Source organism: Streptomyces sp. SID14515 (assembly GCF_010548505.1).
Lineage (GTDB): Bacteria > Actinomycetota > Actinomycetes > Streptomycetales > Streptomycetaceae > Streptomyces > Streptomyces caviscabies.
On record NZ_JAAGMH010000028.1, the window covers coordinates 14,251 to 30,398 of the forward strand.

11 protein-coding genes are annotated in these 16,148 nt (G+C 70.7%); 6 read left to right on the forward strand and 5 right to left on the reverse strand.

Annotated features, from left to right (window positions below; translation table 11 throughout):
- Positions 1–182 precede the first annotated feature (182 nt).
- A complete protein-coding gene (locus tag G3I54_RS05020; protein WP_164611526.1) occupies positions 183–1,193 on the reverse strand; it encodes a polyprenyl synthetase family protein in 1,011 nt (336 codons plus the stop codon).
- A 159-nt stretch (positions 1,194–1,352) separates the two neighbouring features.
- Between G3I54_RS05020 and G3I54_RS05025 the strand changes: the two genes are divergently transcribed.
- The 6 genes from G3I54_RS05025 (at position 1,353) to G3I54_RS05050 (ending at position 8,770) form a co-directional block, all read left to right on the forward strand.
- Positions 1,353–2,852, forward strand: a complete 1,500-nt coding sequence (locus G3I54_RS05025) for a peptide MFS transporter (protein ID WP_164611528.1) — start codon at positions 1,353–1,355, stop codon at positions 2,850–2,852.
- A gap of 41 nt (positions 2,853–2,893) precedes the next feature.
- The gene (locus tag G3I54_RS05030) at positions 2,894–4,888 is read left to right on the forward strand and encodes a CocE/NonD family hydrolase (RefSeq protein ID WP_164611530.1); all 1,995 of its coding nucleotides are present in this window, start codon (positions 2,894–2,896) and stop codon (positions 4,886–4,888) included.
- 170 nt (positions 4,889–5,058) lie between these two features.
- Positions 5,059–6,288, forward strand: a complete 1,230-nt coding sequence (gene fahA / locus G3I54_RS05035; protein ID WP_164611532.1) for a fumarylacetoacetase — start codon at positions 5,059–5,061, stop codon at positions 6,286–6,288.
- Complete coding sequence (locus G3I54_RS05040) at positions 6,285–7,007, forward strand: GPP34 family phosphoprotein (protein WP_164611535.1); 723 nt, start codon at positions 6,285–6,287, stop codon at positions 7,005–7,007. Before fahA ends, G3I54_RS05040 begins: the two co-directional genes overlap by 4 nt.
- A gap of 59 nt (positions 7,008–7,066) precedes the next feature.
- Positions 7,067–8,050, forward strand: a complete 984-nt coding sequence (locus G3I54_RS05045; RefSeq protein ID WP_164611537.1) for a tetratricopeptide repeat protein — start codon at positions 7,067–7,069, stop codon at positions 8,048–8,050.
- Between the two features lie 111 nt (positions 8,051–8,161).
- A complete protein-coding gene (locus tag G3I54_RS05050) occupies positions 8,162–8,770 on the forward strand; it encodes a Uma2 family endonuclease (RefSeq protein WP_164611539.1) in 609 nt (202 codons plus the stop codon).
- A 37-nt stretch (positions 8,771–8,807) separates the two neighbouring features.
- Here G3I54_RS05050 and recQ read toward each other — a convergent pair whose 3' ends face one another.
- The 4 genes from recQ to nuoL form a co-directional block, all read right to left on the reverse strand.
- A complete protein-coding gene (recQ, locus tag G3I54_RS05055; protein WP_164611541.1) occupies positions 8,808–10,841 on the reverse strand; it encodes a DNA helicase RecQ in 2,034 nt (677 codons plus the stop codon).
- Positions 10,842–11,006: 165 nt separating this feature from the next.
- Positions 11,007–12,671, reverse strand: coding sequence for an NADH-quinone oxidoreductase subunit NuoN (gene nuoN / locus G3I54_RS05060; RefSeq protein WP_164611543.1), 1,665 nt, complete (start codon positions 12,669–12,671; stop codon positions 11,007–11,009).
- Entirely contained in the window at positions 12,668–14,239 is a 1,572-nt protein-coding gene (locus tag G3I54_RS05065) for an NADH-quinone oxidoreductase subunit M (RefSeq protein WP_164611545.1), read from the reverse strand. The genes nuoN and G3I54_RS05065 overlap by 4 nt, the downstream gene beginning before the upstream one ends.
- A 4-nt stretch (positions 14,240–14,243) precedes the next feature.
- Entirely contained in the window at positions 14,244–16,139 is a 1,896-nt protein-coding gene (gene nuoL, locus G3I54_RS05070; protein WP_103508388.1) for an NADH-quinone oxidoreductase subunit L, read from the reverse strand.
- Positions 16,140–16,148 lie beyond the last annotated feature (9 nt).

The window sequence follows — 16,148 nt, forward strand, 5'->3', positions numbered from 1 at the left end:
CTTCCGTTGGTATCCATCTGACCAAAACGGACGGCTTGAAGCGTCAGCCCGGGGGATCAACTCCGCCTACTGCTCCGGTATGACAACCGGACGGGGCACCTGGGCCATCCAGTAGGGGTAGGTCACCGGGTGAGGACGCGTCAGCCCGCGACGGCACGGCACCGCGGAGCGGCGCCGAAACCTCAGCCCGCCCGGTGCACCACTGCGTCGCACAGCTCTTCCAGCGCGGACTTCGCATAGCCCTCGGGCAGCGGCGCGAGCGTGGCGCGCGCCTCCTGGGCGTAGCGCACGGTGTCCTGGCGGGCCTGCTCCAGCGCCGGGTGGGCGCGCAGCCGGCGCAGCACCTCGGCCAGCGCGTCGTCGCCGCTCAGGTCGGAGTCGAGCAGCTCGACGAGCTCCAGGTCGTCGGGCTTGCCGTCGTCCGCGGCCTGGGCGCGCAGCCGCAGGACCGGGAGCGTCGGGATGCCCTCGCGCAGGTCGGTACCGGGGGTCTTGCCGGACTCGTGGGAGTCGGAGGCGATGTCGAGGACGTCGTCGGCGAGCTGGAAGGCGATGCCGAGCCGCTCCCCGTACTGCGTGAGGATGTCCACGGTCCGCTCGTCGGCCCCGGACATCATCGCGCCGAAGCGGCCGGAGACGGCGACCAGCGAGCCGGTCTTGCCGCTGAGCACGTCCAGGTAGTGGTCGACCGGGTCGCGGCCGTCGCGCGGGCCCGCGGTCTCCAGGATCTGGCCGGTGACGAGCCGCTCGAAGGCCTCGGCCTGGATGCGGACGGCCTCGGGGCCGAGGTCGGCCAGGATGTGGGAGGCGCGGGCGAAGAGGAAGTCGCCGGTGAGGACGGCGACGGAGTTGCCCCAGCGGGTGTTGGCGCTGGGCACCCCGCGCCGCACGTCGGCCTCGTCCATCACGTCGTCGTGGTACAGCGTGGCCAGGTGGGTCAGCTCGACGACGACGGCGGAGGGCACGACTCCCGGCGCGTCCGGATCACCGAACTGTGACGCGAGCATGACCAGCAACGGGCGGAACCGCTTGCCGCCCGCCCGCACCAGGTGCTGGGCGGCGTCCGTGATGAAGGGCACGTCGCTCTTGGTGGCTTCGAGCAGCCCCGCCTCGACAGCTGCCAGGCCCGACTGGACACCGGCCTCAAGAGCCTGGTCCCGCACGTGCAGTCCGAACGGCCCGACGACGGTCACGAGGGCATCTCCTGTCTGCTGACGATCACACGCAATGTCGATGTGTCGCTGAGTCTCGAATCAACTTCAGCGTATCCGGTCCGCTATGGATCACCGTGGGCGGCTTCCCATCACCGCCGGTATGTTCGGGATCAGCTCATACGATCAGGAGTCTCCGCTTTGTCCCACAGCACCGCCGACACCGAGCCGGCCCAGCCCCCGCCCGAGGACGATCACGCCTTCTTCGGCCAGCCACGGGGCCTGATGACCCTGTCCGGCCTGGAGGTCTGGGAGCGGTTCTCGTTCCTGGGCATGCAGGCCATCCTGGTGCTGTTCTTCGCCGACACGGTGGCGAACGGCGGCATGGACATGGACCCCGGCACCGCCGCCTCCGTCTCCGCCGCCTACGGGACGCTGGTCTATCTGGTCTCCGTGGCGGGCGGCTGGCTGGCCGACCGCATCCTCGGCTCGTACCGGGCCGTGCTCTACGGCGGCATCCTCATCGCGTGCGGCCACTACTGCATGGCCGTGCCCACCGACGCGATGACCTGGGTGGGCCTCGGTCTGATCAGCGCCGGAACGGGCCTGCTCAAGCCCAATGTGGCGTCCATGGTCGGCAAGCTCTACCGCACCGACGACGAGCGGCGCGACGCCGGCTTCGCCCTCTACTACATGGGCATCAACATCGGCGCCTTCGCCGGCCCGCTGATCACCGGCTGGCTCGGCGACCATCTGAGCTGGCACTGGGGCTTCTCGGCCGCGGCGATCGGCATGACCTTCGGTCTGATCCAGTACGTCGCGGGCCGCCGTCACCTGGCCGGGCGTAAGCACGCCGCCGAATTCGCGCTGGCACCCGACGCGATGCGCCGCGCGGTCCGGCTGATCATCGGCGGGGCCGTGGTGGTCGCCCTCGTCGCCACCGCGCTGGCGCTCGCGGGCTGGCTGACGATGGACCGCTTCGTCGACGTGCTCACCGTCATCTCGGTGATCGCGCCGGTCGTCTACTTCGTGGTGATGTTCCGCTCGCCCCGGGTCACCGCCGAGGAGCGCGGCAGGCTGCGTCCGTACGTCGTGCTCTTCCTCGGGTCCGTCGTCTTCAACTTCATCCTCTTCCAGGCGTACTCGACGATGATGCTGCTCGCGTCGACGAACGCCCGGACCGAGATCTTCGGCTTCACCTTCCCGGCCAGCTGGTACGCCTCCGCGCTCGGCGCCTTCGAGGTCGCGCTCGCCCCGGTCGTCGCCGCGGTCTGGGCGAAGATGGGCCCCCGCCAGCCGCACGCCTCCAACAAGATCGCGTTCGGCGTGATCCTCGGCGGGCTCTCCTTCCTGCTGATGGTCCTGCCGACCTCCGGCCACGCCGACGACACGTACCGCATGGCGGCCTGGTGGATCGTCGGCTCGTACCTGCTGCTCGGGCTCGGCGACATCCTGCTGGAGACCTCCGGCATGTCCGCCACCACCAAGCTCGCCCCGAAGGCGTTCGCCAGCCAGACGATGGCCCTGTGGTTCCTCTCGCTCGCCCTGGCCAACGGCATCCAGGCCCAGATCGTGAAGCTGTACGGCGAGGTCTCCAACCCCGCGTACTTCGGCGTCAACGGGGCGATCGCCGTGGCGGCCGGTGTGGCGATGATCCTCGCCGCGCCCTGGCTGAAGCGCACGATGCACCCCGTCCACTGACCCGTACGCCTGAAGCACCCCGTCCCCCACCGAGGTGACCCATGAACATCACGACCGAGTTCCCGTACGAGACCACCCGCGAGGACGTCCGCATCCCGCTGCCCGACGGCACCCGGCTCTACGCCCGGATCTGGCGGCCGCTGACCGACGAACCGGTCCCGGCCCTGCTGGAGTACCTGCCCTACCGGCTCAGCGACTGGACCGCACCGCGCGACTGGCAGCGCCACCCCTGGTACGCCGGCCACGGCTACGCCTCCGTACGGGTCGACGTCCGGGGCCACGGCAACAGCGAGGGGCTGCCGGGCGACGAGTACGACGCGCAGGAACTGGAGGACGGGGTCGCCGTCATCCACTGGCTGGCCCAGCAGGAGTGGTGCTCCGGCCGGGTCGGGATGTTCGGCATCTCCTGGGGCGGCTTCAACTCGCTCCAGATCGCCGCGCTCGCCCCCGAGCCGCTGAAGGCGATCGTCACCGTCTGCTCGGCCGACGACCGCTACGACAACGACGTCCACTACATGGGCGGCTCCGTCCTCGCCGTGGACATGCACGCCTGGGCCGCCACCATGCTCGCCTTCGTCTGCCGTCCGCCGGACCCGGCACAGGTCGGCGACGAGTGGAAGGAGCTGTGGCTGAAGCGGCTGGAGGCCGTCGACCCCTTCATCCACACCTGGCTGGCCCACCAGAGCCGCGACGCCTACTGGAAGCACGGCAGCGTCTGCGAGGACTACGGCGCGATCAAGGCGAACGTCCTCGCGGTCGGCGGCTGGCACGACCCGTACCGCGACACCGTCCTCCGTCTCGTCGAACACCTCGACCCGGACCGGGTGCGCGGGATCATCGGCCCGTGGTCGCACCAGTATCCGGACCGGGGGCTGCCGCCGGGGCCCGCGATCGGCTTCCTCCAGGAGACGCTGCGCTGGTGGGACCAGCACCTCAAGGGCAAGGAGACGGGCGTGATGCGGGAGCCGCTGCTGCGGTCCTGGATCAGCGGCTCGCACCCGCCCGCCACGGTGTACGAGACGCTGCCCGGCCGCTGGGTCGGCGACGCGAGCTGGCCCTCGGAGAACGTGAACCCGGTGGCGTACGCCCTCCAGGGCGGCGAGCGGATCGTCGCGTCGCCGCAGCAGACCGGCCTGGACGCGGGCCGCTTCTTCCCGTTCGGCAACGACGCGGACCTGCCGCCGGACCAGCGCGACGAGGACGCCAAGTCGGTGTCGTTCGAATTCCCGGTCACGGAGGCGCCGATCGAGATCCTCGGCCGCCCCCGGGTGAAGCTCCGCATCCGGATGGACGCGACCCGCGGCCAGGCCATCGCCCGGCTCTGCGACGTGGCTCCCGACGGCTCCTCCACCCTGGTCACCCGGGGCGTCCTCAACCTCGCCGCCCGGCACGGCCGCGACCGCACCGACGACTGGACGCCCGGCGAGAGTGAGGACGTCGTCTTCGACCTCAACGGCGTCGGCCACACCTTCCCGCCCGGCCACCGCATCCGGCTCGCCGTCTCCTCCTCGTACTGGCCGTGGATCTGGCCGCAGGCCGGTTCGGCGGGCTTCACCCTGGACGCCGAGGGCAGCTTCGTCGAGCTGCCGGTGCGCCGCCACACCGAGGACCCGGCGATCACCTTCGGCGAACCGGAACAGTCCGAACCGCTCGGCGTCGTCTACCCGGTCACCCTGGAGGAGCCGCGCCCCGAACGCCTCGTGGTCCGCGATGTCGCCAAGGGCGAGTGGCGGCTGGAGGTCGACCCGCGCTACGGCGGTACGCGGGTCTATCCGGACGGCCTCGAATTCACCGAGGACGCCCTGGAGACGTACACGATCCAGCAGGACGACCCGCTCTCCGCGCGGACCCGCTCCGACTGGCGGATCCGGCTGCACCGCCCGGAGATGGCCTGGGACGTGGAGATCGAGACGCGGTCCGAGATCGCCGCCGACGACCAGGACTTCATCACCTCCGACGAGGTGATCTGCAAGGACGGCGGAGAAGTCGTCTTCCACCGCACCTGGGAGAAGCGCATCACGCGCACGGCGGGCTGAGCGGCGCGCGTGTTTCCCGCTCGGTTCCCCCGGATTTCCGGGGGAACCGACGGTAACCGGTGAACTTTCCGGGCAATACGCACAGTTGGGGATGGTCAGGGCACTGCCGCTGGGTAGGAGCCCCGACGTAACGTGTCCTCCACGCGACCTGGAAAGCGAGGCAGCACCACATGCCCGAGCAGAGCAGCCCGCTCGATCTGGCCGAGGGCGACCCCTTCGGCCCGCACAACCTTCCGTACGGTGTGTTCTCCACCCCCGACCACCCCGACGACCGCCGGGTCGGCGTCCGCATCGGCAACCACGTCCTGGACGCCGGGGCCGCCGCCCACGCGCTGGGCTCCCCGTACGCGGGGCTGCTGGCGCAGCCGAGCCTGACGCCGCTGCTCGCGGCGGGCCGCACCGCCTGGCGTGACGTGCGCCGCGCGCTCACCGCCTGGCTGACCGTCCCCGCCCACCGCGCGGACATCGAGCCGCTGCTGCACCCGGTGGACGCGGTGACCCTGCACCTGCCGTACGAGGTCGCGGACTACGTCGACTTCTACGCCAGCGAGCACCACGCCACCAACGTCGGCAAGATCTTCCGGCCGGACGGCGACGCGCTCACCCCCAACTGGAAGCATCTGCCGATCGGTTACCACGGCCGCTCCGGCACCGTCGTGGTCTCCGGCACCGACGTCGTGCGCCCCAGCGGCCAGCGCAAGGCGCCCACCGACCCGGCGCCCGTCTTCGGGCCCTCGGTGAAGCTCGACATCGAGGCCGAGGTCGGCTTCGTCGTCGGCGTCCCCTCCACGCACGGCGCCCCGGTGCCGCTGGCCGACTTCCGCGAGCACGTCTTCGGGCTCTTCCTCCTCAACGACTGGTCCGCGCGCGACCTCCAGGCCTGGGAGTACGTGCCGCTCGGCCCGTTCCTCGGCAAGTCCTTCGCCACCTCCGTCTCCGCCTGGGTCACCCCGCTGGAGGCCCTGGACGCCGCCCGCACCGCGCCCCCGGCCCGCGACTTCCCGCTCCTGCCCTACCTCGACGACGCGAACGAGGAAGAGCCGGGCGGCTTCGACATCCGGATCACCGTCGAGATCAACGGCCAGGTCGTCGCCGAGCCGCCGTTCGCCTCGATGTACTGGACGGCCGCCCAGCAGCTCGCCCATATGACGGTGAACGGCGCATCGCTGCGCACCGGCGACCTGTACGGCTCCGGCACCGTCAGCGGCCCCGAGCCCACCCAGCGCGGCTCGCTCCTGGAGCTCACCTGGAACGGCCGCGACGCGCTCGAACTCCCCGAGGGCAAGCGGACGTTCCTGGAGGACGGCGACACGGTCACGCTGACCGCCTGGGCCCCGGGCCCGCACGGCACCCGGGTGGGCCTCGGCGATGTGACCGGAAGGATCGTCACCGCGCCATGACGCACGACGCCTCCGCGCTGACGCTCCCCGAGGAACTGCTCCTGCTGACGCTGGACCCGGAGCGCGGCAAGCCGCTCTGCGACCGCACGTATCTGCGGTACGGCACGGCCGGCGCGGTCCTCGCCGAGCTGGAGCTCCAGGGCCGGATACGCGAGGAGCGCGGCCGGGTCCAGGTGGTCAACCCCCTGGACCCGGCCCACCCGCTGCTCGCCTCGCTGCTGAGCACGCTCGACCCGCCGTCCGCCAAGAAGAAGCGCTTCCGCCCGGGGACCAGCGCCAGGAGCTGGATCCGGCTCTACGGCCGCAACGCCGAGGAACACCACCTGGACCACCTGGTCGAACGCGGCATCCTGCGCCGCGAGACCCGCCGCTTCCTGGGCCTGATCCCCTACCAGCGCCACTTCCCGGGCGACCCCGACCTGACGGGCGCCACCCGCTGGCACTTCGGCCAGGCGGAGGCCCGGGGCTTCCCCGACCAGCGCAGCCGCGCCCTGGCCGGCCTCGTCTCGGCGACCGGCCTCGCCGGCACCCTCACCACCGCCGGCCGCGAGGGCCGCTCCGCGATGAAGACCGTACGCCGCGCCCTGTGGTTCGCCTCGGCGGTCCACCACAACGTCCGCCAGAACCAGTCCAGCGGCGGGAGCGGCGGAAGCAGCGACGGCGGCAGCGGTTGGGGCGACGGGGGCGGGGGCGGCGGCTGCGGAGGGGGCGGGGACTAGGGGTGTCTTGCCGATCAGGCCGGGCTCCCAGAACCTTTGGCCATGGATATTCTCTGGCCATGTCAGATCAGTCCGTGGCCGCGGGAGTCGGCCTCGCCGGTGTGCTGGCGCACTGCGGCGGAAACCCGGTCGGCGCCGTCGAGTTGCTCGTGGGGGCGATCTCCTCGGCGCCGGCGGCCCCGGAGCCCTATGCGGCCCTCGCCGAGCTGTGGCAGGACCGGCGCCCGGAGCTGGAGAAGGGCCTCCAGGAGGACGGCTCCCTGAGCGCCGTCCTGGCTCAGTCGTACTTCCTGTTCCTCGAAGGGGACATGGACGACGCGGCCATGGCCCTGGGCTCGGTCACCGGCGTGCGGCCCGATGTGTCCTGGGGCGCCGCACCCTGGTTCGGCGACGGGCGCTTTCTCGGCGCGGTGAGTGCCGAGGCGCTGGCCGAGGCGTGTCTGCGGACCTTGGACTACGGCCACGACCTGGACACCGACGAGACGCGTGAGCGGTTCGCACCCTGGTTCCACGCCATCGAGGTGGTCTCCGAACGCAGCCCCGTTCCGGAGTCGCTGGCCGCCATGTCCCGCCTGCCCCGTGCCTGCGGCCGCTACGAGCTGGCCTTCGCCCTGTGCGACCGTGCCGATGCCGTCGAGCGGGTCATATGGACCGCGGTCGCCCGGGGGAGCACCTGGCGGGTGATGGGCGACCTGGACCGAGCGGCGACGGCCTTCGCATCCGCGGTGGCCCTGGAACCCGCCAACTGGTCCCTCTACCTGGACCTGGCGGACGTACGGGCCGAGCAGGGCGACTTCGCCGCAGCCGCGAGCCTCGTCGAACAGGGCCTGGAACACGAACCCGCCGAAGTCTCCCTGCGCGCCGCGGCCGCCGCCTACCGCACCCGCCAGTCCGGCTCGCCGGACGACCTGAGGGCCCTGATCACCCTGGCGCCGGAGCTCACGAACCCCGCCTACCGGAATCTGCTGATCGACTACGCGTGCGCGGGGCCGAAGCTGCCCCGGACGCTCGTGGCCAAGGCCCGGCGCATCCGCGAGAAATGAAAGCGTGCAGGTCAGCGACGCAGGGGGTGTTCACACGTTCGGGTCACCCGGATCCCGTTCCCGGCGGATACGCTGGTCGGGCCCGCGCGACTCCTCTCCATGGGAGCAATGATGAGCATCGAACCCGAGGCCTCCGAGCCGCGGTGGGCGGTCCCGCCCGAGGGCGGCTGGACCGCCGATGACCTGGACACACTCCCGAATCTGCCTCCGCACACGGAGCTGATCGACGGGAGCCTCGTTTTCGTGAGTCCGCAGACCCTGTTCCATTCGCGAGCGGTCGACTTCTTCAACTGGCAGCTGCAGTCCTTGGCACCGCCCGAGCTGGAGGTCGTGCGCGAGTTCACCGTCGACATCGACCGTTACAACCGGCCCGAGCCCGATGTGATCGTCATCGACGGTGACGTCATCCAGGACCCGAACCAGACCCGGTTTCCCGCCGAGTCGGTGCGCCTCGCCATCGAGGTCGTATCCCCGGAATCCCGGTCCCGCGACCGGGAGACCAAGCCCGTGAAGTACGCCCGCGCGACGATCCCCCACTACTGGCGGGTGGAGAACCACGACGGGCGTGCGGTGGTCTACGTCTTCGAGCGGGAGCCGGCCACCGGGGCGTACACCTCGACGGGGATCTTCCACGACCGGATGAAGGTGTCGGTGCCGTTCCCCGTCGATCTGGACCTCACGGCGATCACGGCCCGCCGCCGGGCGGCGGACCTGGGATAGGTCCGGCCGCCCTTCTCCTCGCCGCCCGGTCCGTGCCTCACTCGTACTCGGGCGGTTCCTCGTCCCAGCCGAACTCGGGGTCGCTGTGCTGCGGGGCTGCGGCCGGGGCTTGCGTACGGGCCGGGGCCGGGGCCGTCGTACGTGGTGCGGGGGCCGGGGCCGCAGGTACGGGGGCCTCCGGGGCTGTTCCCGGGGACGTCTGGGCCAGGACCTCCAGCACGCCCTCCCCGTACGTCGCGAGCTTCTTCTCGCCCAGGCCGCTGACGCCGCCCAGCTCCGCGAGCGAGGCCGGGTGCAGCGTCGCGATCTCCCGCAGCGTGGCGTCGTGGAAAATCACGTACGCCGGGACGCCCTGTTCCTTCGCCGTCGCCCCGCGCCAGGCGCGCAGCGCCTCGAAGACCGGGACGGCGGACTCGGGGAGGTCGGCGGCGGCCTTGGCCTTGCCGCCGCCGGACGAGGACGACGAAGACCGGGACGTCGGCTTCTTCGGCTCCTTGCGCAGCAGCACCTCCCGCTCGCGGCCGAGCACCGTCGCGCTCTCGTCGGTGAGGACCAGCGTGCCGTACTCGCCCTCCACCGCGAGCAGGCCCTGGGCCAGCAGCTGGCGCACCACGCCGCGCCACTCCGCCTCGGCAAGCTCCTCGCCGATGCCGAAGACGGAGAGCTGGTCGTGGTCGAACTGGATGACCTTGGCGGTCTTGCGGCCCAGCAGGATGTCGATGATCTGGCCCGCGCCGAACTTCTGGTTCCGCTCGCGCTTGAGCCGCACCACCGTGGAGAGCAGCTTCTGCGAGACGACCGTGCCGTCCCAGGTCTCCGGCGGGGTCAGGCAGGTGTCGCAGTTGCCGCACGCGGCGGCCGTGGGCTCCTGGCCGAAGTAGGTCAGCAGCTGCGCCCGGCGGCACTGGACCGTCTCGCAGAGCGCCAGCATCGAGTCCAGGTGGGCGGCGGCCCGGCGGCGGTGGGCCTCGTCGCCCTCGCCGCCCTGGATGAGCTTGCGCTGCTGGACGACGTCCTGGAGTCCGTACGCCATCCAGGCCGTCGACGGCTCCCCGTCACGGCCCGCGCGGCCGGTCTCCTGGTAGTAGCCCTCGACGGACTTGGGCAGGTCGACATGGGCGACGAAGCGGACGTCCGGCTTGTCGATGCCCATGCCGAACGCGATCGTCGCGACGACGACGAGCCCCTCCTCCCGGAGGAACCGCGCCTGGTGGGTGGCGCGAGTGCCGGCGTCCAGGCCCGCGTGGTACGGAACGGCCTCGACGCCGTTGCGGCAGAGGTACTCGGCGATCTTCTCCGTGGAGTTGCGCGAGAGGCAGTAGACGATGCCCGCGTCCCCGGCGTGCTCCTCCTTGAGGAAGGCGAGGAGCTGCTTCTTGGGCTCGGACTTCGGCACGATCCGGTACTGGATGTTCGGCCGGTCGAAGCTCGCCACGAAGTGCTTCGCGTCCGGCATGCCGAGGCGGCGGGTGATCTCCTCATGCGTGGCGTTCGTCGCGGTCGCCGTCAGGGCGATGCGCGGCACGTCCGGCCAGCGCTCGCCGAGCACGGACAGGGCCAGATAGTCGGGGCGGAAGTCGTGGCCCCACTGGGCGACGCAGTGCGCCTCGTCGATCGCGAAGACGGAGATCTCGCCCCTGGCCAGCAGCGAGAGCGTGGAGTCCAGGCGCAGCCGCTCGGGCGCCAGATAGAGCACGTCCAGCTCGCCCGCGAGGAACTGCGCCTCCATCGAGCGCCGCTCGTCGAAGTCCTGCGTGGAGTTCATGAAGCCGGCCCGGACGCCGAGCGCCCGCAGGGCGTCGACCTGGTCCTGCATGAGGGCGATCAGCGGCGAGACGACGACGCCGGTGCCCCGGCGGACCAGGGACGGGATCTGGTAGCAGAGGGACTTTCCACCGCCGGTGGGCATGAGCACGACCGCGTCGCCGCCCGCCACCACATGCTCGATGACCGCGCCCTGCTCGCCGCGGAACGACTCGTACCCGAAGACGCGGTGCAGCGTCCGCTGCGCCTCGCTCTCGCCGCCCGTGTCGATGCCGGTGCCGGTCACCGTCCCGGTGGTCTCATCCATGGTCACGCCCAATGCTCTGTCCCCCGAGGGTCCGCACGCCCGGCCCTGTCCGTCCTGCTCTCGTCCCCGTCCACGATAGGCGGCTCCTACGACAACGCCGGACGGTCTGTGGATAACCGACCGTCCGGCGCTGCTGTCGCTCATACTGCGGGGCATCCGCGCGGGCTACCGCACGAAGACTCCCGCCTGGCTCGCCAGGTCCAGGAAGTACTGCGGGGCCAGGCCCAGCACCAGGGTGACGGCGACGCCGACCGCGATCGTCGTCATGGTCAGCGGGGACGGGACGGCGACCGTGGGGCCGTCCGCCTTCGGCTCGCTGAAGAACATCAGGACGATCACCCGGATGTAGAAGAACGCCGCGACGGCCGAGGAGAGCACACCGACGACGACGAGTGCGCCCGCACCGCCCTCGGCGGCCGCCTTGAACACCGCGAACTTCCCCGAGAAGCCTGAGGTCAGCGGAATGCCGGCGAAGGCCAGCAGGAACACCGCGAAGACCGCCGCGACCAGCGGCGAGCGGCGGCCGAGCCCGGCCCACTTCGACAGATGCGTGGCCTCGCCGCCCGCGTCCCGGACCAGCGTGACGACGGCGAACGCGCCGACCGTCACGAAGGAGTAGGCCAGCAGGTAGAAGAGGACCGAGGAGATGCCCTCCGGGCTGGCCGCGATGACGCCCGCGAGGATGAAGCCCGCGTGCGCGATCGAGGAGTAGGCCAGCAGCCGCTTGATGTCGGTCTGGGTGATCGCGACGATCGCGCCGCCCAGCATCGTGATGATGGCCACGGACCACATGACCGGCCGCAGGTCCCAGGTGAGGCCCGGCAGCGCCACGTACAGCAGGCGCAGCATCGCGCCGAACGCGGCGACCTTCGTGGCGGCGGCCATGAAGCCGGTCACCGGGGTCGGGGCGCCCTGGTAGACGTCCGGGGTCCACATGTGGAACGGGATCGCGCCGACCTTGAAGAGCAGGCCGACCAGGATCATCGCGCCGCCGATGAGCAGCAGCGCGTCGTTGCCCATGGTGTCGGCGAGGGCCGGGTCGATCTCCAGGACCGAGCCGTCGACGACGTTGGCGATGTCGGCGTACGCGAGGGAGCCCGCGTAGCCGTAGAGGAGGGCGATCCCGAAGAGGAAGAACGCCGAGGAGAACGCGCCGAGCAGGAAGTACTTCACGGCGGCTTCCTGCGAGAGCAGCCGCTTGCGGCGGGCCACGGCACACAGGAGGTAGAGCGGGAGGGAGAAGACCTCCAGCGCGATGAACAGGGTCAGCAGGTCGTTGGCGGCCGGGAAGACCAGCAGCCCCGCCACCGAGAAGAGGAGCAGCGGGAAGACCTCGGTGGTGGCGAAGCCGGCCCGGACCGCGGCCTTCTCGCCCTCACCGCCCGGTACGGCTCCGGCCTGGGCGGCGAAGGAGTCGACCCGGTTGCCGTGGGCGGTGGGGTCCAGCCGCCGCTCGGCGAAGGTGAACACCGCCACCATGGCGACCAGGAGAATGGTGCCCTGGAGGAACAGGGTGGGGCCGTCGATCGCGATGGCGCCCATGGCCGCGATCTGGGCCTTCGTGGTGCCGTACCCGCCGGCCGCGAGGCCGACGATCGCGGCGAACGAGGCGGCGACCGCCACCACGGTCAGGAAGAGCTGGGCGTGGTAGCGGGCCCGGCGCGGCACGAAGGCCTCCACCAGGATGCCCAGGACGGCGGCGCCCACGATGATCAGGACCGGCATCAGCTGGGTGTACTCGATCTTCGGCGCCGTGAACGAGGTGCCCGGTGCCGCCGATGTCACCCCGCTCGCCGTCGTCCACAGACTGTGGACAGCTGTTGCGCTCACTTGGCGGCCTCCACCTCGGGCTGGGGGTCCTTCTTCTGTACGTCGGACATGGTGTGCTCCACCGCCGGGTTGACGACCTCGGTGAGCGGCTTCGGGAAGACGCCCAGGAAGATCAGCACGGCGATCAGCGGAAGCGCGACCGCCAGCTCACGGGCCTTGAGGTCCGGCATGGACCGGACCGATTCCCGCACCGGTCCGGTCATCGTGCGCTGGTAGAGGACCAGGACGTAGAGCGCGGCGAGCACGATGCCGGAGGTGGCGATGACGCCGGCCACCGGATACGCGCTGAACGTGCCGACCAGGACCAGGAACTCACTGACGAACGGGGCCAGTCCGGGCAGCGACAGGGTGGCGAGCCCGCCGATGAGGAAGGTGCCCGCCAGCACCGGGGCGACCTTCTGCACCCCGCCGTAGTCGGCGATGAGCCGCGATCCGCGCCGGGTGATGAGGAACCCGGCGACCAGCAGCAGCGCGGCCGTGGAGATTCCGTGGTTGACCATGTAGAGCGTGGCGCCCGACTGGCCCTGGCTCGTCATCGCGAAGATGCCCAGGATGATGAAGCCGAAGTGCGAGATCGAGGCGTAGGCGATGAGCCGCTTGATGTCGCGCTGGCCGACCGCGAGGAGCGCCCCGTACACAATGGAGACGAGCGCCAGGGCGATCACCACCGGCGTCGCCCACTTGCTGGCCTCCGGGAAGAGCCCGAGGCAGAAGCGGAGCATCGCGAAGGTGCCGACCTTGTCGACGATCGCGGTGATCAGCACGGCGACCGGGGCGGTCGCCTCGCCCATCGCGTTGGGCAGCCAGGTGTGCAGCGGCCACAGCGGGGCCTTGATCGCGAAGGCGAGGAAGAACCCGAGGAACAGCCACCGCTCGGTGCTGGTCGCCATCTCCAGCGAGCCGTTGGCGCGGGCCTCCACGATCTCGGAGAGCGAGAAGGTGCCCGCGACCACGTACAGCCCGATGACGGCGGCCAGCATGATCAGGCCGCCGGCCAGGTTGTAGAGGAGGAACTTGACCGCCGCGTAGGACCGTTGGGCCGCGGCGTTCTCGTCGCTGCCCGTGTGGGCCCGGTCGCCGAAGCCGCCGATGAGGAAGTACATCGGGATGAGCATGGCTTCGAACAGGATGTAGAAGAGGAAGACGTCGGTCGCGACGAACGACAGGATCACCATGGCCTCGACCATGAGGATCAGGGCGAAGAAGCCCTGCGTCGGACGCCAGCGCGAGGACTTCGTCTCCAGAGGATCGGCGTCGTGCCAGCCGGCCGCGATGACGAACGGGATCAGCAGCGCGGTGAGGCCGAGGAGCGCCACCCCGATGCCGTCCACGCCCAGTTCGTAGCGGACGCCGAAGTCGGCGATCCAGGAACGGGACTCGGTGAGCTGGTAGCGGTCGCCGCCCGGCTCGAAGCGCAGGAAGACGACGGCCGCCAGGACGAGCGTGCCGAGCGAGAAGAGCAGCGCGAGCCATTTGGCCGCGGTGCGCCGCGCGGCGGGGACGGCGGCGGTGGCGATGGCGCCGATCGCCGGAAGCGCCGCCGTCGCGGTCAGGAGGGGAAAGGACATGTGATCAGACCGCCCTCATCAGCAGGGTCGCGGCGATGACGACCGCCGTACCGCCGAACATCGAGACCGCGTAGGTGCGGGCGTAGCCGTTCTGCAGCTTGCGCAGCCGGCCGGAGAGCCCGCCGACCGAGGCGGCCGTGCCGTTGACGACACCGTCCACCAGGGAGTGGTCCACGTAGACCAGCGAGCGGGTGAGGTGCTCGCCGCCGCGGACCAGGACCACGTGGTTGAAGTCGTCCTGGAGGAGATCGCGGCGGGCGGCCCGGGTGAGGACCGAGCCGCGCGGGGCGAGGACCGGGACCGGCTTGCGCCCGTACATCGCCCAGGCGATCCCGACGCCGACGACCAGGGCCACCACGGTGGCTCCGGTGACCGTGGCCGCGCTCAGCGGGGCATGCCCGTGGTCGTAACCGGTCACCGGCTCCAGCCAGTTGATGAACCGGTCGCCGATCGCGAAGAACCCGCCGGCGAACACCGAGCCGAAGGCCAGCACGATCATCGGGATCGTCATCGACTTCGGGGACTCGTGCGGGTGCGGCTCGTGGCCCTCGGCGTCGGGCTGCCAGCGCTTCTCGCCGAAGAAGGTCATCAGCATCACGCGCGTCATGTAGAACGCGGTGATCGCGGCGCCCAGCAGGGCCACGGAGCCGAGGATCCAGCCCTCGGTGCCGCCCTTGGCGAAGGCCGCCTCGATGATCTTGTCCTTGGAGAAGAAGCCGGACAGGCCCGGGAAGCCGATGATGGCCAGATAGCCGAGACCGAAGGTGACGAAGGTGACCGGCATGTACTTCCGCAGGCCGCCGTACTTGCGCATGTCGACCTCGTCGTTCATGCCGTGCATGACGGAGCCCGCGCCGAGGAACAGCCCGGCCTTGAAGAAGCCGTGCGTCACCAGGTGCATGATCGCGAAGATGTAGCCGATGGGGCCGAGGCCCGCGGCGAGGATCATGTAGCCGATCTGCGACATCGTGGACCCGGCGAGGGCCTTCTTGATGTCGTCCTTCGCGCAACCGACGATCGCACCGAAGATCAGCGTGACCGCGCCGACGATGACGACGACCAGCTGGGCGTCCGGGGCGGCGTTGAAGATCGCGCCGGAGCGGACGATGAGATAGACACCGGCGGTGACCATGGTCGCGGCGTGGATGAGGGCGGAGACCGGGGTCGGGCCCTCCATAGCGTCGCCGAGCCAGGACTGCAGCGGCACCTGGGCCGACTTGCCGCAGGCGGCCAGCAGCAGCATCAGCCCGATGGCGGTCAGCTTGCCCTGGCTCGTCTCGCCCGCCGACTCCAGCACCGGCCCGAAGGCGAAGGTGCCGAAGGTGGTGAACATCAGCATGATGGCGATCGACAGGCCCATGTCGCCGACCCGGTTGACCAGGAAGGCCTTCTTCGCGGCGGTGGCCGCGGTGGGCTTGTGCTGCCAGAAGCCGATGAGCAGGAACGACGCCAGACCGACGCCCTCCCACCCGACGTACAGCAGCAGGTAGTTGTCGGCGATGACCAGGATGAGCATCGCCGCGAGGAACAGGTTGAGATAGCCGAAGAAGCGGCGCCTGCGCTCGTCGTGCTCCATGTAACCGATGGAGTAGATGTGGATCAGCGTGCCCACACCGGTGATGAGCAGGACGAACGTCATCGACAACTGGTCGAGCTGGAAGGCGATGTCGGCCTGGAAGCCCTCCACCGGAATCCAGCTGAACAGATGCTGGTGCAGGGCCCGGTCCTCGGCGCCCTTCCCCAGCATGTCGGTGAAGAGGATCAGTCCGACGACGAACGAGGCGCCGGCGAGGACGGTGCCGAGCCAGTGGCCCGTCCGGTCCAGCCGACGGCCGCCGCAGAGCAGGACCGCCGCTCCGAGCAGGGGCGCCGCGACGAGCAGCGCAATCAGGTTCTCCACGTTTCCGAC

Bases quoted from the DNA above. Each gene is read 5' to 3' on its own strand.
- G3I54_RS05050 (WP_164611539.1), top strand. From the start codon at position 8,162: ATGAGCATCGAACCCGAGGCCTCCGAGCCGCGGTGGGCGGTCCCGCCC.
- G3I54_RS05040 (WP_164611535.1), top strand. From the start codon at position 6,285: ATGACGCACGACGCCTCCGCGCTGACGCTCCCCGAGGAACTGCTCCTG.
- fahA (WP_164611532.1), top strand. From the start codon at position 5,059: ATGCCCGAGCAGAGCAGCCCGCTCGATCTGGCCGAGGGCGACCCCTTC.
- recQ (WP_164611541.1), bottom strand. From the start codon at position 10,841: ATGGATGAGACCACCGGGACGGTGACCGGCACCGGCATCGACACGGGC.
- G3I54_RS05030 (WP_164611530.1), top strand. From the start codon at position 2,894: ATGAACATCACGACCGAGTTCCCGTACGAGACCACCCGCGAGGACGTC.
- G3I54_RS05065 (WP_164611545.1), bottom strand. From the start codon at position 14,239: ATGTCCTTTCCCCTCCTGACCGCGACGGCGGCGCTTCCGGCGATCGGC.
- G3I54_RS05045 (WP_164611537.1), top strand. From the start codon at position 7,067: ATGTCAGATCAGTCCGTGGCCGCGGGAGTCGGCCTCGCCGGTGTGCTG.